Genomic DNA, 18214 nt, shown 5'->3' on the forward strand with positions numbered 1-18214 from the left:
GGACCCTGCCCGCCAACGACGGCGTTGGGGGATTACGATGGCTGCTTTCACCACAAAGACAATCGCGTTGCGGAGTGCCGGGCACCGGCGGGCAGGAGCTGCCGGCATGGGCCTGGCCCTTGCCCTGGTTCTCGCCGGCTGCGGGGAAGGGGCCGAACCTGCTGCCCTGGGTCCCGGCACCGCGGAGTCCAAGCCGTCGCCGTCGGAATCCGAGACCAGGTCCGCCAAACCTTCCAAATCCGCTCAGCCATCGCCGTCTGCGGCGGCGTCCAAGGGCAGCGGCGGATCCGGGGGAGGAGCAGTCAGCGGCGCCGAACTGGCTGCCGCCCTGAACGAGATGAACATTGACCTGGACATGGGCGGCACGGTGTTGGAAGAGGCACAGCTGAAGCAGAACACGGCCCAGAGCGTGGAGGCCATGAAGGGTGTCGAATACAGCCCCTGCGACCCTACCGAAGGCAGCGATCCGTCGAAGGCCGTGCGCGAGGCCAGCATGGGCGCCATGGTGCTTGACGGCAATCTCGCCGGTACGCCGGACACCATTTCCGTCCTGAGCTGGCCCGACGAAGAACCCGTTACTGAGGAAATAGAGGTGAGCAAGCGGCAGCTCGCGTCCTGCCCCGAGTACAGCCTGACCGCCAACGGGCGGACAGTTTCCATAGCTGGTGAAGCGCTTGACATGCCTACCGTCGGCGACGCGTCGCAGGCATACGTCACCCGCCAGAGTATCGACGGCGTCACGCAGACCTCGGTGGTACTGACAGCATGGTCCGGCACTAACTCCGTCCAGATCACCCTCCACGAGGCCGACCCCCAGGAGAGCATCCGTTACGTTGCTCCGATCCTTGAAGAGGTATTGGACCGGATCGAGGGCTAACGCCGATTTAAGGTGAGCCGGGTCACGTGGTTAGGATTCACAGTGAACTTCCAATCCGGAAGTCGTTGCAGCAAAGTCCGACATCGAATCCGCTGCCCGGGCTGCGGCAAGCAGTAACATCCAAAATGGGGGAAAAGTGAAGAAGTCCATCAAGGCCGGCGCATTGTTCGTGGCCGGAGTTTTTGTCCTGTCGGGCTGCGGCAGTTCCGAAGGCGATTCAGGATCCGCATCGGATGAAACCAAGTCAGCGTCAGCGTCGCCCACGCCCACGGCTGCCGCCCAGTATTCGGCGGATGAGCTCGAGGCGGCGCTGGAAGCAGTCAAGGCTGATGAAGGCTGGTCCGGCCCGATCACGAATGACGAAACCCTTCGGCCCCAGCTGGAAGCCGTGCCGAATGCCCTGGAGGGCATCACCATTACCCCCGCTGAGTGCGGGGAACTGGTGACAGCCAACCTGGCCGAAAAGATCGACAGCGCCACCGTTGCCGTCCTGCAGCTCAGCGCAACCGACGCCGTAACGATCCTTAGCTACGAAGATGCATCGTTCATCGAAGAGCAGATCGAAAACAATGCGAAGCAGATGGAAAGCTGCACGGACTTCCAGATGGAAGCCGGCGGGCAGGTTTCCACTGCTACGGGCAAGACCGTGGATGCCACGACAGAAGCCGAGACAACGGAGGCCTACAGCTCCCTGGTCACCACGGCCGGCGTTGAGACGGAAACCATCCAGGTCACCGGATTCTCCGGCACCACCAACATCACCGTCAGCATGACCGACCCCGAAGATGCCGAAGGCGCAGTAGCTGCGGCCGAAGAGCTTATCGATGCGGTGCTGGCCGAGCTCGAATCCAAATAACCTTTACCAACTGCCGTAGCCGGCGCAATAAATCCATTCCCGGGGGAAACGTGAACAAATCCATCAAAGCCAGTGCACTGCTCGTGGCAGGCGTCTTTGCCCTTTCGGGCTGCGGCAGCTCCGAAGGCGATTCGGGATCCGCATCGGATGAAACCAAGTCAGCCTCAGCCTCACCCACCGCCGAGCTGACGGTGGGCAAGGACCAGTACACTGCGGCGGAGCTCGAAGAAGTTCTTGCCGCAGTCAAGACAGGCCAGGAAGCGAGCGGGGAAGTTATCCCCGATGCGGTCCTGCGCCCGGAGCTGGGCGGGGCCGGGTCTCCTGACGGCGTCACGATCACACCGGAGAAGTGTGTTGAGATTCTGGGCTTCGCAAACTTCTTCGGGGACATCGAAGAGGCCAACGTGGCTGCGTTGGAGCTCAGCGAGACCGAAAAGCTCACGGTGGTCAGCCATGCAGAAGCGTCCACCCTGGACAAGCAGGTCGAAGAAACCGGCAGCGTGCTGGATGACTGTGCCGATTTTGAGATGAAGGGCGAGGAAGAAGGAGAGGTCGCCACCGGCACCACGGAGCGTCAGGAGGTGTCCACGGACGCGCCGTCCACGGAGGGCTTCGTGCTGACACTCGCCGCTGCCGGCGAGGAACTCAGCGGCCTGAAGGTCGCCGCAGCTTCCGGCACCACCAACATTTCGGTTACCGTCAGCGACGCCACCGACCTTCCGGCCGCCGTAGCCAAGGCGGAGGAAACCATCAACGCGGTGTACGCCGAGCTGGAAAAGAAGTAACCGGCTCTTTCCTGCCGAACCCCCGGGCGGGGCCGGACCTGCAGCGCAGGTCGGGCCCCGCCGTCGTTGTACCCCTGTCCGGCATCGACAGCGGGGCGCGTTAGATTAGTAGGGCATACATTCTTGAGAGATGCAGCCGAGTGGCTGCAGAAACGGATTCCCAGCGTGGTCCTTCGACTTTCCACCCTTTTCCTGCGCACCCTGCGCGAAGACCCGGCCGACGCCGACGTCGCCAGCCACCGCCTCCTGGTCCGGGCCGGCTACATCCGCCGTGCCGCACCGGGCATCTACTCCTGGCTGCCGCTGGGCCTGCGGGTGCTGGGCAAGGTCGAGAACATCATCCGTGAGGAAATGGCTGCCATCGGCGCCCAGGAAGTGCACTTCCCCGCGCTGTTGCCGCGCGAGCCGTACGAGACCTCCAACCGCTGGACGGAATACGGCGAGAACCTGTTCCGCCTGCAGGACCGCAAGGGCGCGGACTACCTGCTGGCACCGACCCATGAGGAAATGTTCACCCTCCTGGTCAAGGACCTCTACAACTCCTACAAGGACCTCCCGGTGTCCCTGTTCCAGATCCAGACCAAGTACCGCGACGAGGCACGCCCGCGCGCCGGCCTGCTCCGCGGCCGCGAGTTCATCATGAAGGACTCCTACTCCTTCGACATGGATGACGAAGGCCTGGACGCCAGCTACCAGGCGCACCGCGGGGCCTACCTGCGGATCTTCGAGCGCCTGGGACTGGAAATCGTCGTCGTTTCCGCGGTCTCCGGCGCCATGGGCGGGTCCAAGAGCGAGGAGTTCCTGCACCCGATGGCCGTGGGTGAAGACACCTATGTGCGCTCTGCCGGCGGCTACGCTGCCAACGTCGAAGCCGTCACCACCGTGGTTCCGGCCGAAATCGATTACACGGGCGCGCCGGCGGCCCGCGTGGTGGACACCCCGGACACCCCCACCATCGACACCCTGGTGAACGATGTAAACGCCCGCTTCCCGCGCGAAACAGGGGAATGGTCTGCTGCGGACACCCTGAAGAACGTGGTCCTGGCCGTCACCCTGCCCACCGGCGAACGCCGCATCGTAGTGGTCGGCCTGCCGGGGGACCGTGCCGTGGACCTCAAGCGCATCGAAGCCAACATCAGCTCCCACGTGGGTATGGGCGGGGAGCTGGCCGTCGACGCCGCCACGGACGAGGACCTCAAGAAGCACCCGGGCCTGGTCAAGGGATACATCGGCCCGGGCCTCAGCCTGGGCGAGCCGGTGCTGGGCACCGAGTCCGCCACCGGCCTGCTGTACCTGGTGGATCCCCGCGTGGTTTCCGGCACCAGCTGGATCACCGGCGCCAATGAGTCCGGCAAGCACGTTATCGGCCTCGTGGCCGGCCGCGATTTCAGCTGGGACGGCACCATCGAGGCCGTCGAGGTCCGCGAAGGGGACGAGGCGCCGGACGGCTCCGGCCCGCTGGAAGCAGCCCGCGGCATCGAAATGGGCCACATCTTCCAGCTTGGCCGCAAGTACGCCGATGCCCTGGGCCTGAAGGTCCTGGACCGCAACGGCAAGCTGGCCACTGTGACCATGGGTTCCTACGGCGTCGGCGTGACCCGTGCGGTGGCGGCCCTCGCCGAATCACACCATGACGACAAGGGGATCATCTGGCCCCGCGCCGTGGCGCCGGCCGATGTGCATGTGGTGGCCACCGGCCGCGGTTCCGAGATTTTCGACGCCGCAGCCCAGCTCTCCGAAGAGCTCGAAGCCGCGGGACTGGAAGTTATCTATGACGACCGTCCCAAGGTCTCCCCGGGCGTGAAGTTCGGCGACGCCGAACTGATCGGTGTCCCGACCATCCTGGTGGTGGGACGCGGCCTGGCCGACGGCGTCGTGGAAATCAAGGACCGTGCCACCGGCAACGCCGAGAACGTTCCCGTCGCCGAAGCGGTGGAGTACGTGCGCCGCGCCGCCGCGCAGTAACCTCCGGTGGTCTCCGGTCTCGAGGACGTCACGCTTGCCACCATCGCACTTGTGGTGGTGGCGGGCCTGGCGGCCGGCTGGGTGGATGCCGTGGTAGGCGGCGGCGGGCTGATCCAGCTGCCGGCGCTGCTCCTCGTGCCCGGAATCAGCCCGGTCCAGGCGCTGGCGACCAACAAGATGGGCTCCATCTTCGGTACCACCACCAGTGCCGTGACCTACTATCGGCGTGCCCATCCAGACCTGCGGACGGCGCTGCCGATGGCGGGTATCGCCCTGGCGGGAAGCTTCGGCGGGGCCATCCTGGCCGCCTCGCTGCCGTCGTCGGTCTTCAAACCCATTATCGTGGTGGCACTTATTGCCGTGGCCGTGTTTACCGCCACGAAACCAACCGTGGGCGAGCTGACGAAACTGCGCCACACCGGAGGCCGCCACTACGGCACCGCAGCCGGGATCGGCCTGGTGATCGGTTTCTATGACGGCTTGATCGGACCCGGCACCGGCTCCTTCCTGATCATTGCCATGGTCACCTTGCTGGGGTACAACTTCCTCGCGGCCAGCGCCAAGGCCAAGATCGTGAACATGGCGACGAACCTCGGTGCCCTGGCGTTTTTCCTGCCGAACGGATCGCTGCTCTGGGGGCTGGGCCTGGTGCTCGGGTTCGCCAATATGATCGGTGGCTATCTCGGTGCCCGGATGGCGGTAAAACAGGGCAGCAACTTCATCCGGATAGTTTTCCTGGTGGTGGTGGCCGCGCTGATCGTCAAGCTGGGCCACGATGTCTGGGTGGAGAACATTCGCGGCTAGGCCGCCGGCAGCTCCTCCACGGGCGGAATGCCCGGATGCCCCCGGCCGGTCAGCGCCGATGCCACCCAGACGGAGCGCTGTGCGTCGCCGTGCTGCCCTTCGCGCACGTAGTCCAGCGCGTTGGTTACCTCGCGCAGGACGCTCCAGTCCAGAGCTGCGTTCCGGTCCAGGCCGGCGGCGCTGCAGAGGGCTTCGAGCCGTGCCAGGAGCGAATCCTCCGGTGTAGAGGCGTCCAGGTCCCGCAGGCGGTTCCACAACATCGGAGCGACCGCGTATTCGGGCTCGCCGAAGACCGCCTGGGGGTCAATGGCCGCGTATGCGTCCGGCTGTCCGGGGCGGGCCAGGACGTTGGCATAGTGCAGGTCCGCGTGCACCAGCACGTCCCGGGCAGACCGGCGTCCCACCGCGCCCCGGGTCTGGCAGACCTCAAGCGCGGCTTCCAGCAGCCAGCGTTCAAACGGGCGTCCAAGGGCGTCCCATTCCGCCGGCAGTTCGTCCGAGAGCTGTTCGGCGTGTTCGGCGAGGGAGGGGATGGCCGCCCAATGAGGGGAGTCGGACCCGGGCAGCCCCAGACGCCGCACCAGCGAACCCCAGATCCGCACGGCATCCGCCATGTCCGCCTGTAGCAGCGTTCGGTCCGGGTTCAGGCGTTCCAGTACCAGGCAGGTTCCCGCGGCGTCCCGGTCCAGCAGCCGCACGGCACCGTTGCCGTCCCACAGTGCGAGGGCGGCAGCCTCGGTGGCTGCCTCCGGATGCGGAAACGGGAACTTCAGCACGGCCGGTGTGCCGTGGGCCGAACGCACGGGCAGCACCAGCGCCCCGTGTCCGTGCCAGGGCGCCGCACCGGGCGGATCGGGAACCAGCCGGAAGGCGGCGAGGCTGGTTTCGACCAACCCGGGCAGGTCCGCCACCCATGCCCGGCCGTCCCGGGTGCCGAGATAGCGTCGGCGCAGCGCATCAGGGACGACGACGGCGGGTGCCATGCACTTCTCCTAGGCGGTTGCGGTTAAGTCTGCGGCGGGGTTGTCCAGGACGGACCGGGGGACCGGGCGGATCAGTTCCACGGCAGGTCGTCCGGGACGGCAGCCAGGCCGGGCGTTGCGGGGACGGTGTCCGCTTCCAGATACAGTTCCCCCGAGACGGCGGCGAGGCGGCTGATCGCCCAGCCGCGCAGGTCGCCTTCGGACAACGCCACGAGGTCAGCGTAGACCGCCGGGAACTGCTGTTCCAGTGCGGGGAGGGCGCCGGAAGGATCCCGCAGGAAACCCGCATCCAAACGGTACGCGGCCACCGGTGCCACCGCCGGCAGACACAGGTCGGGCAGGTAGGCCACGGCGTCCGTGCCGCGGGATTCATGCTCGGCACCGCGCCTGCGCCACTGCTCACCGAGATCTGCCGCGGGAGGATCCTGCGCCAGGGCAACCTCGTAGGCGTAGGCAGCCCCGAATTCAGCGTCAATGGCGGCCTTCAGGGCAGCGGCCGCGTCCGGCGCCGCGGCGTCCGTTCCAGCCGCGTCACTTACAGCCGTGTCACCGGATGAAGTTTCCGTCCCGGTTTCCGGTTCCGCGGCCTTTTCTCCGGTGCCGGCATCCGGACAGGCCGGCGGGGTCTGATCCGTCCCAGGACCGCCGGTTGGTGACGTGCCGGGAGCCGGATTTCCGGCGCCCGGGGCGATGGTTTCCGGCACGGGCAGGTCGTAAAGGCCTGCGGCACGGACGGCCCAAACCTGCTGGGCGGCTCCGGTCGCGGCCAGCAGGCGGGCCGTCCCGGCGTCGGCCCGCCACGCGGACCGGAGATTGGTCCGTGCGGAAGCGGCCAGGGTCTGTACGTAGTGCTCCGGGTTCCCGGAAGCGCCGGAAGCGCCGGAGGAGCCGGCCCGGTCCGAACCGGCTGTACCGGCAACATCGAACGGTTCCTCAAAGCTGCGTCGGGATGCGGAAGGTTCCCGCCCGGTACCGGTCAGCAGGGCGGCCTGCGTCCGCAGTCCCTCGGCCTGCGCCAGGAACTCCGCTGCTTCGGGGTTCTTCCCGGCATCGGCCAGTACCCGTGCCTCGGCCGCGAGGTTCAGCGCACCGTCCCGTGCCTGGGCCAGGGCAATTCCCGAAAAGGTCCGGCCGCGGTCCGATGCGTCTCCGGTATCGGCCACCAGGCCGAAGCTGAGGACCACGGCGCCCAATGCGAGGAACAACACAAGACGCCGCGCACCGGCACCCGCGCGCCTGAGCCCGCGGGCACGCGCAGGCTCGGCTCCGGGGGTTTCCAAGGGCTCATCCACAACAGTCGATGATGTCACGAACCCGCTCTCATCTGCATCGATGCCTCAAGGCCTGAGGAATGTCGGTAGTCTAGGACTACAACAACATCTAGTGGGAGGCAGCTATGGCGGTTCGGCCCAACCCCAAAAAAGACACGTCGTCGGATTACCGCAGGAATGCGATGCGTGCAGAAGTAGCCGCGGAGACGCAGCGGCTAAAGAATTACCTGGCCCCCACGGTAGAGATGCAGGATTTGTTCCTCGAAGACATCGAGATCAAAATGACCGGTGCCCACCGCACTGTCCATGTCATCGTCGACCTTCCCGAGGACCAGCCCGGAGGCGTCAGCCTGGACCGGATTTCGGCCGCGGCCCAGGTGATTTCCGAGGCAATGGATAACGATCCGGGCGACGACGGACGCCCCTACAACCTCGAGGTTTCGTCCCCCGGGGTTTCCCGTCCCCTTACCGAGCCGCGCCATTGGCGCCGCAACGCGGGCCGCATGGTGTCCGTCTCCATGCTCCACGGGGACGACGTTATGGGACGGCTCGTTTCCGTCGAGGAAGACGGCATTACGTTAATACCGGAACTTCCGGTCAAGAAAGGGATGAAGGCCAAGCAGGGGGACCCGGTCCGCCTGGCATTCGCCGACATCCGCAAGGGGCGCGTTGAAGTTGAATTCGCCCACCTTGAAGACGACCCGGCTGGCGAGGACGCCCCGGATGATGAAACCACAGCTGAGGAGGCCTAGATGGAAATAGATATGAGTGCGCTGAGGCTGCTGGAACGCGAACGGGAGATCCCCCTGGATCTCCTCGTGCCGACCATTGAGCAGGCCCTGCTGGTTGCGTACCACAAGACCAACGGCGCCCAGGACCAGGCGCGGGCGGAACTGGACCGGAAGACCGGCCACGTCACTATCTGGGCCGCGGAGCTCGACGACGACGGAGCCACGGTGGGCGAGTTCGACGACACCCCCGCAGGCTTTGGCCGGATCGCCGCCAGCACGGCCCGGCAGATCATCCTGCAGCGGCTTCGCGACGTCGAGGATGACAACATCCTCGGTGAGTTCAAGGGCCGCGAAGGTGAACTGGTCTCCGGCCAGATCCAGCAGGGCAACAATCCGCACATGATCCAGGTGAACCTGGGTTCGGTGGAGGCGCTGCTGCCCCCGCCCGAGCAGGTTCCGGGGGAGAAGTACCTTCACGGCTCCCGTCTGCGTGCTTTCGTCGTGGACGTGCGCCGCGGTTTCAAGGGCCCGTCCATCACGCTGTCCCGCTCCCACCCCGGCCTGGTCCGCAAGCTTTTCGAACTGGAAGTTCCGGAAATCGCGGACGGCAGCGTGGAAATCGTGGCGCTGGCACGCGAAGCCGGACACCGTTCCAAGATCGCGGTCAAGGCCAACATTCCGGGCATCAACGCCAAGGGTGCATGCATCGGCGAGATGGGCTCCCGCGTCCGGGCCGTCATGAACGAGCTGCACGACGAGAAGATCGACATTGTCGACTTCAGCGAGGATCCGGCAACGTTCATTGCCAACTCCCTCTCGCCGTCGCGCGTGAACTCCGTGACCATCATCGATGAGGACCTGAGGTCCGCGCGGGTAGTGGTTCCCGACTACCAGCTCTCCCTGGCGATCGGCAAGGAAGGCCAGAATGCCCGGCTCGCGGCAAAGCTGACCGGCTGGCGGATCGATATCGTTTCCGACGCGAAGGCCTCCTAGGCTGCCGGTGCCGGAAGCGGATGCGGCGCCGGACAAGAAAGGCGCTAGAATGTATAAGGCCGGGTCACCCTCCGCGTCCCATTCACCGGCAGCCGCTTCCGGCGCTGCCCCGGGAAATCGGGTATCCAGGCACGTTCCACAGCGAACGTGCATAGGGTGCAGGAAAAAGGATGACCAAGCTGTTCTGCTGCGGTTGGTTCGTGTCAGCATGGAAGGCGGCAACGCCGTTCATGTCGACGAGGACCGCCGAATGCCTGGAAGGGGTGCCTGGTTGCACCCCGACACGGCATGCCTGAGATTGGCAGTGAAACGTTCGGGCTTTCCACGGGCCTTCAAGGGTTCCGCGGAAATATCGGACGTCGAACGTTGGTTCAAGGCCCTTGGGAACGTTCCGACCGGGAACGGACCCAAAACCGTCCAACCTGAAAGCGGGTCAGAAATCTGATGGAAACCCGATGAGTACCCAGCGATGAGTACTTTGTTGTGCTCTGTGATGGGCTTCGCTGCAACTGCAGTGAAAGCCCGCAGTAAATAGACGGTTCGTACCTGGCTCGGTGCGGACCGAGACAGGAGAAATGTGGCCAAGGTCCGCGTACACGAGCTTGCTAAAGAGCTCGGCATTACCTCGAAGGATGCAGTTGCAAAACTGCAGGAACTGGGCGAATTCGTCCGTTCCGCCTCATCCACCATCGAGGCCCCGGTAGTCAAGAAGCTTCGAGGCGCCTTCCCGGCGCCTGAAAACAAGGCTGCCGCTTCCCCGGCAGCCCCCTCCAAGGCAGACGCCTCTGCGTCCAAGCCTGCATCGCCGTCGCCCAAGCCCGGCAAGCCTGCTCCGGCAGCTCCCGCAGCTGAGCAGCAGGCCGCTCCGGCAGCTCCCGCAGCTGAGCAGCAGGCCGCTCCGGCGCCCGCTGCGCCTGCAGAGGCTGCTCCGGCAGCGCCCGCAGCCGAAGCACCGGCAACGCCGGCTCCGGCCGCGGAATCCGCTGCACCCGAAGCAGCCAAGGAGGATGCCGCCAAGGCGCCGTCCTCTTCGGCTCCCCGTCCCGGTGCTCCGCGCCCCGGCGCCGGTGGACCCCGTCCGGGCAACAATCCGTTTGCACCCTCCCAGGGCATGCCGCGTCCGCGTGGCCGCGGCGACGGTGAGCGGGGAGCCGGCGCACCGCGTCCGGGCAACAACCCCTTCGCCACCTCGCAGGGCATGCCGCGTCCGGGTGGACGCCGCGATGAGGCCGAACGCTCCGGTACGCCGGGTGCAGCAGGTCCCCGTCCCGCAGCCGGTGCCGGTGGACCCCGTCCCGGCGCACCGCGTCCGGGTGCACCGCGTCCCGGTGCTCCCCGTCCGGGTGCACCGCGTCCGGGCACGCCCCGTCCGGCAGGAGCAGGCGCCGGCGGCGCACGCCCCACACCGGGCATGATGCCTAACCGCACCGAGCGTCCGGCAGCTCCGGGACGTCCCGGCGCAGCAGGACCGCGCCGCGGACCGGGCGGAGCCCCGGGTACCGGCGGCGGCGGCGCACCTGTAGGCGGCGGCTTCGGCAAGGGCGGCCGCGGACGCGGCGGCACTGCCGGTGCTTTCGGCAAGGGCGGCGCAGGCCGCGGCAAGCAGCGCAAGTCGAAGCGGGCAAAGCGGCAGGAACTGGAGCAGATGTCAGCTCCTTCGCTGGGCGGCGTTTCGGTACCCCGCGGTGACGGCAACACTGTTGTCCGTCTGCGCCGCGGCGCGTCCATCACGGACTTCGCCGACAAGATCGAGGCTAACCCCGCAGCACTCGTGACCGTTCTGTTCCACCTCGGTGAAATGGCAACGGCCACGCAGTCCCTGGATGAAGGCACGTTCGACATCCTGGGCGCCGAACTGGGCTACAAGATCCAGGTTGTCTCACCGGAAGACGAAGAGCGCGAACTGCTGAGCACGTTCGACATCGACTTCGAGGCGGAACTTGAAGCCGAAGGCGACGAAGAGCTTGAGGCACGTCCTCCGGTAGTCACCATCATGGGTCACGTTGACCACGGTAAGACCCGCCTGCTGGACGCCATCCGCAACTCGAACGTTGTCGAGGGCGAACACGGCGGCATCACCCAGCACATCGGTGCCTACCAGATTCAGTTCGACCATGAAGGCGCAACGCGTCCCATCACCTTCATCGATACTCCGGGCCACGAGGCGTTTACCGCCATGCGTGCCCGTGGTGCCAAGGTCACCGACATTGCCGTCCTGGTTGTCGCAGCCGACGACGGCGTTATGCCGCAGACGGTGGAAGCACTCAACCACGCGCAGGCTGCCGATGTGCCGATCGTGGTCGCTGTGAACAAGATCGATAAGGAAGGCGCCAACCCGGAGAAGGTCCGCGGCCAGCTGACCGAATACGGACTGGTTCCGGAAGAATACGGTGGCGACACCATGTTCGTGGAGGTCTCTGCCCGGCAGAACCTCAACATTGACGCCCTGCTCGAAGCCGTGCTGCTTACCGCAGACGCTGCCTTGGACATGCGTGCCAACCCGAACAAGGATGCCCGCGGTATCGCGATCGAAGCCAACCTGGACAAGGGCCGCGGCGCAGTAGCAACTGTGCTGGTCCAGTCCGGAACGCTGAAGGTCGGCGACACGATCGTGGCGGGAACGGCCCACGGCCGCGTCCGTGCCATGTTCGACGAGAACGGCGACAACGTCACCGAAGCCGGACCGTCGCGTCCGGTCCAGGTGCTCGGCCTGTCCAACGTTCCCCGCGCCGGCGACACCTTCTTCGTGACCGACGATGAGCGTACCGCCCGCCAGATCGCTGAAAAGCGTGAGGCTGCGGACCGCAACGCCGCACTGGCCAAGCGCCGCAAGCGCATCAGCCTCGAGGACTTCGACCAGGCCGTTGCTGACGGCAAGGTCGACACCCTTAACCTCATCCTCAAGGGTGACGTTTCCGGTGCCGTGGAAGCCCTGGAAGACTCGCTGCTCAAGATCGACGTCGGCGAAGGCGTGCAGCTGCGCGTCATCCACCGCGGCGTCGGTGCCATCACGCAGAACGACGTCAACCTGGCGACGGTGGACAACGCCGTCATCATCGGCTTCAACGTCAAGCCTGCTGAGCGCGTTGCCGACCTGGCAGAGCGTGAAGGCGTGGACATGCGCTTCTACTCGGTCATATACGCAGCAATCGATGACATTGAGCTTGCACTCAAGGGCATGCTCAAGCCCGAGTACGAGGAAGTCCAGCTCGGCACCGCCGAGGTCCGCGAAGTCTTCCGTTCCTCCAAGTTCGGAAACATCGCCGGCTCGATCGTCCGCTCCGGTGTCATCCGCCGCAACGCCAAGGCACGGGTTACCCGCGAGGGCAAGCTCATCGGTGACAACCTCACTGTTGACTCGCTCAAGCGGTTCAAGGACGACGCCACCGAGGTCCGCACGGACTTCGAATGTGGTATCGGCCTGGGCTCGTTCAACGACGTCCGCGAAGGCGACATTATCGAGACCTTCGAGATGCGCGAGAAGCCGCGCGTCTAGTCTGTGGCCGCGGCCGTCGGGTATCCCGGCGGCCGCGGGTACTTGTTTCCAGTCTTTAGTAAGGAGAGGTAATGGCAGATCCAGCACGCGCTGCGAAACTCGCTGACCGTATCAAGGTAGTAGTTGCCCAGGCGCTCGAGCGGCGGATCAAGGATCCCCGGTTGGGATTTGTGACCATCACCGACGCGCGGGTCACCAACGATCTGCAGCACGCCACTTTGTACTACACGGTGTTCGGCGACGAGGAACAGCAGGCAGACACCAAGGCAGCCCTGGAATCCGCACGCGGAATCCTGCGCGCCGAGGTGGGTAAGAACATCACCGTCCGCCTGACGCCTACGCTCGAATTCGTTGCCGACGAGATTCCGGTTAACGCCGGTCACCTCGAGGAACTGATCCGGGCAGCCAAACAGCGCGACGCCGAACTGGCAGCGCTCAAGGAAGGTGCCACGTACGCCGGTGACGCCGACCCGTACCGCAAGGACGACGAGGACTTCGACGAAGACCTCGAATCCGACGCTCCGGTCGACTCCGACGCCAAGTAGTTTCCAAGCGCCCTCAAAAGGGAGCGGTTCCGTTTATGCGGAACCGCTCCCTTTTTCGCAGCCCAATCTGCCCCGCGCTGCCTTAGGTATCAGGCAGCCTCAGGGCGGGCAGGCAGCCGCCGTACGCCTTTCAGCAGCTCATCGCGGTCTCCGCACAGCGCAATCCGGATCCAGCCCTCGCCAATAGACCCGAAAGTGGTGCCCGGGGCGACCGCCACTGACTCCTCTTCCAGGAAGCGCAGGGTCCAGTCCCGGACGTTTCCTCCGGTTACGGCGGACAGATCGGCCCAGAGGTAGAAGGCCCCCTGTGCCTCGAGATAGGGAATGCCCTTTTCGGCAAGGACCGCGCAGGCAGCATCCCGGTTCGCCCGGTAATGCGCGGACGCGGCATGCACGTAGTCCTGCGGCCCGGTCAGCGCGGCCAGGGCAGCGTACTGCGAGGGGGAGGCCACGCAGGAAACGATGGACTCCATGACCGTGCTCAGCACCGGCTCCAGTCCCTCCGGCAGCACCAGGGCGCCGATGCGCAAACCCGTCAGGCCATACGTCTTGGACAGCGTGAGGGAGGCGATCACGCGTTCCCCGGCATCTCCGTCGAAGGCGAGGGGACTGACATGGGGCACGTCGAAGGTGAACGCCTCGTAGCATTCGTCCGAAAGGATCCACAGGTCATGCCGCCGCGCCAGGTCCACCAGCGACCGGGTCAGTTCGCCGCTGAACACTGCTCCCAGCGGGTTGGACGGCGAGTTGAGCAGCAGCACCCGGGTACGGGGCGTCAGCAAAGCCTCAATGTCCTCCAGCTGCGGCTGGAACCCGTGCTCCGGATAAAGCGGGTACTCCACCGGCACTGCATGCAGCAGCTTCGCCGTCATGGCAAACGTGGGATAGCCGGGATTCGGCACCAGGACTTCGTCGCCGGCGTCCAGGAGCAGGCTCATCGCCAGATGCAGGCCCTGCTGCGCCCCGGCGGTGACGAACACCCGCTCCGCGGAAATCTCCCTTCCGCAGGCCTGGCCGGCATGCCGGGCAAAAGCGGAGCGCAGGGGAGCGATACCCGCGTTCGGGGTGTAGCCGGTCTCATCCCGGTCCAGCGTGGCCCGTGCGGCGTCGAGGATGTGTGCCGGGGTGGGGAAGCCGGGTTCGCCGATGCTCAGGACAACGGCGTCCGGCTTCGCCCACGCGGCCTGGGTGATTTCGCGGATCTGGTTGGGCGGGACCTTCCGGACATGGGGTGAGAGCTGTGCCATATCCGAATGCTATCGCCGCCGGACGGGCAGCGGGGCCGCGGCTCGGGGGCCGCGTCCCGCAACATATACTGAAAGGCGTGAATTCAGGGCAGGTCCGTTCAGGACTGATTATTGTGGACAAGCCGCAGGGGTGGACGAGCCATGACGTGGTCGGCCGCCTGCGGAGGCTGGCAGGAACCCGGAAGGTCGGACATGCGGGCACCCTGGATCCGATGGCCACCGGTGTACTGGTGGTGGGCATCAACAAGGCCACGCGCCTGCTGACCTACATTGTCGGCACCACCAAGACCTACGAGGCCACCATCCGGCTCGGACAGTCGACGGTAACGGACGACGCCGAGGGTGAAGTCACTGCCGAAACCATCGCCGCGGCCGTGACGGACGAGGAGATCCGGGCAGCCGTGGCGGCCCTCACCGGCGACATTCAGCAGGTTCCCAGCAGCGTCAGCGCGATCAAAGTCAACGGCGAACGCTCCTACGCCAAGGTCCGCGCCGGCGGCGAGGTAAACCTGCCTGCCCGGCCGGTCACGGTCTCCCGCTTTGAGATCCACGACATCCGGCGCGAAAACGGCGGCCGGCTCCGCGACGTCGACGTCACCGTGGATTGCTCCTCCGGCACCTACATCCGTGCCCTGGCCCGCGACCTCGGTGCCGCGCTCCGCGTCGGCGGCCACCTGACGGCGCTGCGCCGCACCTGTGTGGGACCGTTCAGCCTGGAGCAGGCCTCCACCCTGGAGGAACTGGCCGAGGACCTGCGGGTCCTGGACCTGGACGACGCCGCGGCCGATCTCTTCCCGGTACGCAGGCTTTCCGAAGCCGAAGCCGGGGATCTCTCGCACGGCCGCCGGATCAGCGCCACCGGCAACGGCCAGCCCGGACCGGTGGCGGCCATGGGCCCGGACGCCCGCGTGGTGGGACTGCTGGAGGACAAGGGCGAGCAGGCGAAGGCACTGCTGGTCTTCGCGCCTGGAAATGAGTTGGCGTAAATGGACCCGCTGTTCCTTGTCGGTTCCCTGGTCTGCCTGGTGTCCGTGGTGCTGTGCATCGGCGCCGCCGCCCTGAAGCAGGGGCCGAACGATCTCACCATCCTGTCCGCGGCCGCCGTCGAACTGTTCCTGCTGGTCTACGGCGCCGCTTCCCTGATCCGCCTCGCCGGCGGCGAGGGGATCGCCGGGGAGGCCTGGGAGTTCTGGGGCTACCTGCTGACCGCACTGGTGATTCCGGTCGGGGCGCTCTGGTGGTCGCTCCTGGACCGGAGCCGCTGGAGCAACATTGTGCTTTCCGCGGTGGGAATCACCGTATTTGTCATGCTGTTCCGGATGGAGCAGATCTGGGACGGAGCAACTCTTCTATGAACCACAGCAATCACCGTGACGACGCCGGAGTCCCGGAGTCGTCCCCGTCCTCCCCGGCCGCACGCAATGCGGGCCCCGGCCGGCTGCTGGTAGCCGTTTACGCAATCTTCGCGCTGGCGGCCTCGGCACGGGCGGCTTTCCAGATCCTTACCAAGTTCGACCATGCACCGGTGGCCTACCTGCTGTCCGCCTTCGCGGCCGTGGTCTACGTCGTGGCAACCGTCGGCCTGGGCCGGTCCGGCTCCACCGCCTATAAGGTTTCCGTTGCGGCCGTGGGCGTGGAAATGTTCGGCGTGCTGGCTGTGGGAATCTTCGGCCTGATTGATCCCGCCGCACTGCCTGATGACACGGTCTGGTCCGGCTTCGGCAGCGGTTACGGCTATGTGCCGCTGGTCCTGCCGATGATCGGGCTGTGGTGGCTTTACCGGCACCGCGCCGACGCGCGCCGCTGAGATAAGTATGCTTACCTGTTTCCCGGGGGTGCGTGAGACGATGGCAGGAACAACTTCCGTTCCAACTCCGTCAAGGGAGAGCCATGAGCAACACAGCGCCGACACCGGGCGACAGGAACAGCCCTTCGGACACCGGCGTGCCGGGAACGTCCACACCTGACGCCTCCCGCCCGGATTCCGGGAGCCGGTCCGGCAAGCAGCCGGCGCGGAAACAGCGGGGAACCGGCAGGCAGCCCAAGGCACCCAAGGCACCCAGGGCCTACAAGAGCAGCGACGACTGGGGAGTCTTCCGCGCCGTCGTTATCGGCGTGGGCATCCTGGTAGCCGGGTTCGGCCTCTACAACCTCATCACCGGCACGGCCGGCCTGCCGGAGGGTTCCGGGGGAGAGGTCAATCCCACGCTGGAGAGCCAGTACCGTTTCTTCGCCGCCATGATGGTGGGCGTGGGCGCTGCGTTCGTGGCCATTGCGGTGAAATTCCAGTGGGCGAACATGCTCTGGCTCGTCTGCCTGATGGTGTTCCTGGGCGGGATCGGCCGGGTGCTTTCCTGGGCCTTCTCCGGAACTCCGCACTTCACCTTCATTGTGCTGATGATCGTTGAGCTGGCCTTCCCGCCGGCGCTGCTGGTCTGGCACCGGTTCATAGCCAAGACCTCGGACCTGCGCCGCGAGTACAGCCAGCAGGGCGGCGGGGACGCCGGCGATCCGGGGATTGCGGGCGGTTCCCGGTAAGCGGTGCCGATCGGACATAATGGATAGGTCCCGGCGCGGCGGCTGCCGCCGCGCCGACCCTGTATTAGCCATTCGAACGGCACTGGAAATTGCTGCTAAGGAGCCTGTGTGTACTACTGGAATGACCTGGCGGAAATCCCTGCCGATGTCGGTCCGACAGTAATCACCATCGGCAACTTCGACGGGGTGCACCTGGGGCACCAGCATGTGCTCAACCGCCTGGTGAAAGTGGCGCGTGCCCAGGATGCGGCCGCCGTGGCTATCTCCTTTGATCCCCATCCCGCGCAGGTGCACCGTCCCGAAAGCGCGCCGGAACTGATCATGGGCCTGGTGGACCGTGTGCAGGCGCTGGCGGACACCGGGCTGGACGGCCTGCTGATGATGCATTACACCCTGGACCTGGCTTCCCTTACCGCGGAGGAGTTTGTCCGCCGGGTGGTCGTGGACGCGCTGCACGCCAAAACCGTCGTCATCGGCCACGATGTGCGTTTCGGGCGGGGCAACGCCGGAGACCTCGACACCATGAGGGAGCTCGGCCGCAGGCTCGGATTCGATGTCGAGGCGGTGGACGATTTCGGTGCGCTTCCGGACGGCCCTGACTCCGGCCGGCGCTGCTCCTCCACCTGGATCCGCGAAGCGCTGCGGGAAGGCGATGTCCGCACCGCCGCCCGTCTGCTGGGCCGCACCCACCGGATGCGCGGCGAGGTGGTGCACGGTGCGGCACGCGGCCGCGAACTGGGTTTCCCCACCGCGAACCTCGCCCCCGACGCCTCCGGCCTCATTCCCGCCGACGGCATTTACGCCGGCTGGCTGGTGGATGAGGCGGGCGCCCGTTGGCCCGCCGCGGTCTCCGTGGGTTCCAACCCCACGTTCGAGGGCGTCAGCCGGCAGGTCGAGGCACATGTCATCGACCGCCCCGCCGAGGACGTCGAGGACTTCAACCTGTACGGCCAGCACGTAATGGTGGAATTCGTGGACCGGCTGCGCGGCATGGTGGCCTACACCGGACCCGAGGCGCTGGTCGACCAGATGCGGCTCGACGTCGAACGCACCCGAGAGGTCCTTTCGACAGAAAGCGGCACGGGCAGGTAAACTGGATTCAAATTCGGCTGCGGTCCGTGGC

General features: G+C 66.1%; 18 protein-coding genes. 15 read left to right on the plus strand and 3 right to left on the minus strand.

From position 1 onward, the window contains the following. Nucleotides 1–106: 106 nt before the first annotated feature. The 5 genes from LOC60_RS14020 to LOC60_RS14040 all read left to right on the plus strand — a co-directional run bounded on the left by LOC60_RS14020 (nucleotide 107) and on the right by LOC60_RS14040 (nucleotide 5287). Nucleotides 107–877: a hypothetical protein gene (locus LOC60_RS14020; protein ID WP_230026183.1), complete on the plus strand. Its 771-nt coding sequence runs from the start codon at nucleotides 107–109 to the stop codon at nucleotides 875–877. Between the two features lie 136 nt (nucleotides 878–1013). Continuing rightward, complete coding sequence (locus LOC60_RS14025) at nucleotides 1014–1733, plus strand: hypothetical protein (protein WP_230026184.1); 720 nt, start codon at nucleotides 1014–1016, stop codon at nucleotides 1731–1733. A gap of 50 nt (nucleotides 1734–1783) precedes the next feature. Next, nucleotides 1784–2518 (plus strand): hypothetical protein, encoded by a 735-nt coding sequence (locus LOC60_RS14030; RefSeq protein ID WP_230026186.1) that lies wholly within the window; start codon nucleotides 1784–1786, stop codon nucleotides 2516–2518. A 165-nt stretch (nucleotides 2519–2683) separates the two neighbouring features. Further along, nucleotides 2684–4483 (plus strand): proline--tRNA ligase, encoded by a 1800-nt coding sequence (locus LOC60_RS14035; RefSeq protein WP_230026282.1) that lies wholly within the window; start codon nucleotides 2684–2686, stop codon nucleotides 4481–4483. Between the two features lie 6 nt (nucleotides 4484–4489). Then, a complete protein-coding gene (locus LOC60_RS14040; protein ID WP_230026188.1) occupies nucleotides 4490–5287 on the plus strand; it encodes a sulfite exporter TauE/SafE family protein in 798 nt (265 codons plus the stop codon). On the opposite strand, the gene LOC60_RS14045 is transcribed toward LOC60_RS14040, so the two are convergent. Both LOC60_RS14045 and LOC60_RS14050 read right to left on the minus strand, forming a co-directional pair. Next, nucleotides 5284–6270 (minus strand): aminoglycoside phosphotransferase family protein, encoded by a 987-nt coding sequence (locus LOC60_RS14045; RefSeq protein ID WP_230026189.1) that lies wholly within the window; start codon nucleotides 6268–6270, stop codon nucleotides 5284–5286. The genes LOC60_RS14040 and LOC60_RS14045 overlap by 4 nt on opposite strands. A 71-nt stretch (nucleotides 6271–6341) precedes the next feature. Continuing rightward, a complete protein-coding gene (locus LOC60_RS14050) occupies nucleotides 6342–7580 on the minus strand; it encodes a DUF4439 domain-containing protein (RefSeq protein WP_230026191.1) in 1239 nt (412 codons plus the stop codon). Nucleotides 7581–7666: 86 nt separating this feature from the next. Here LOC60_RS14050 and rimP point away from each other — a divergent pair, with 86 nt between their 5' ends. From rimP to rbfA, 5 genes are all read left to right on the plus strand, one after another. Further along, nucleotides 7667–8293: a ribosome maturation factor RimP gene (rimP, locus tag LOC60_RS14055; protein ID WP_442860422.1), complete on the plus strand. Its 627-nt coding sequence runs from the start codon at nucleotides 7667–7669 to the stop codon at nucleotides 8291–8293. Continuing rightward, on the plus strand, nucleotides 8294–9265 hold the full coding sequence (gene nusA, locus LOC60_RS14060; RefSeq protein WP_230026195.1) for a transcription termination factor NusA: 972 nt from the start codon (nucleotides 8294–8296) through the stop codon (nucleotides 9263–9265). Between the two features lie 49 nt (nucleotides 9266–9314). After that, entirely contained in the window at nucleotides 9315–9710 is a 396-nt protein-coding gene (locus LOC60_RS14065) for a YlxR family protein (RefSeq protein ID WP_230026197.1), read from the plus strand. 132 nt (nucleotides 9711–9842) lie between these two features. Further along, a complete protein-coding gene (gene infB / locus LOC60_RS14070) occupies nucleotides 9843–12761 on the plus strand; it encodes a translation initiation factor IF-2 (protein WP_230026199.1) in 2919 nt (972 codons plus the stop codon). Nucleotides 12762–12832: 71 nt separating this feature from the next. After that, nucleotides 12833–13306, plus strand: coding sequence for a 30S ribosome-binding factor RbfA (gene rbfA, locus LOC60_RS14075; RefSeq protein WP_230026200.1), 474 nt, complete (start codon nucleotides 12833–12835; stop codon nucleotides 13304–13306). An 89-nt stretch (nucleotides 13307–13395) separates the two neighbouring features. Here rbfA and LOC60_RS14080 read toward each other — a convergent pair whose 3' ends face one another. Then, nucleotides 13396–14553: a pyridoxal phosphate-dependent aminotransferase gene (locus LOC60_RS14080; protein ID WP_230026202.1), complete on the minus strand. Its 1158-nt coding sequence runs from the start codon at nucleotides 14551–14553 to the stop codon at nucleotides 13396–13398. 77 nt (nucleotides 14554–14630) lie between these two features. Between LOC60_RS14080 and truB the strand changes: the two genes are divergently transcribed. From truB to LOC60_RS14105, 5 genes are all read left to right on the plus strand, one after another. After that, nucleotides 14631–15539 (plus strand): tRNA pseudouridine(55) synthase TruB, encoded by a 909-nt coding sequence (truB, locus tag LOC60_RS14085; protein WP_230026204.1) that lies wholly within the window; start codon nucleotides 14631–14633, stop codon nucleotides 15537–15539. Beyond that, complete coding sequence (locus LOC60_RS14090; RefSeq protein ID WP_230026206.1) at nucleotides 15540–15908, plus strand: hypothetical protein; 369 nt, start codon at nucleotides 15540–15542, stop codon at nucleotides 15906–15908. Next, nucleotides 15905–16360 (plus strand): hypothetical protein, encoded by a 456-nt coding sequence (locus LOC60_RS14095; RefSeq protein WP_230026207.1) that lies wholly within the window; start codon nucleotides 15905–15907, stop codon nucleotides 16358–16360. The genes LOC60_RS14090 and LOC60_RS14095 overlap by 4 nt, the downstream gene beginning before the upstream one ends. An 83-nt stretch (nucleotides 16361–16443) precedes the next feature. Next, complete coding sequence (locus LOC60_RS14100) at nucleotides 16444–17091, plus strand: DUF4345 domain-containing protein (RefSeq protein WP_230026209.1); 648 nt, start codon at nucleotides 16444–16446, stop codon at nucleotides 17089–17091. Between the two features lie 108 nt (nucleotides 17092–17199). After that, nucleotides 17200–18183, plus strand: a complete 984-nt coding sequence (locus tag LOC60_RS14105) for a bifunctional riboflavin kinase/FAD synthetase (RefSeq protein WP_230026211.1) — start codon at nucleotides 17200–17202, stop codon at nucleotides 18181–18183. The last annotated feature ends 31 nt before the right edge of the window (nucleotides 18184–18214 follow it).

The sequence above is a fragment of the Arthrobacter sp. zg-Y769 genome (genome assembly GCF_020907405.1).
In the GTDB taxonomy this organism is placed as follows: domain Bacteria; phylum Actinomycetota; class Actinomycetes; order Actinomycetales; family Micrococcaceae; genus Arthrobacter_B.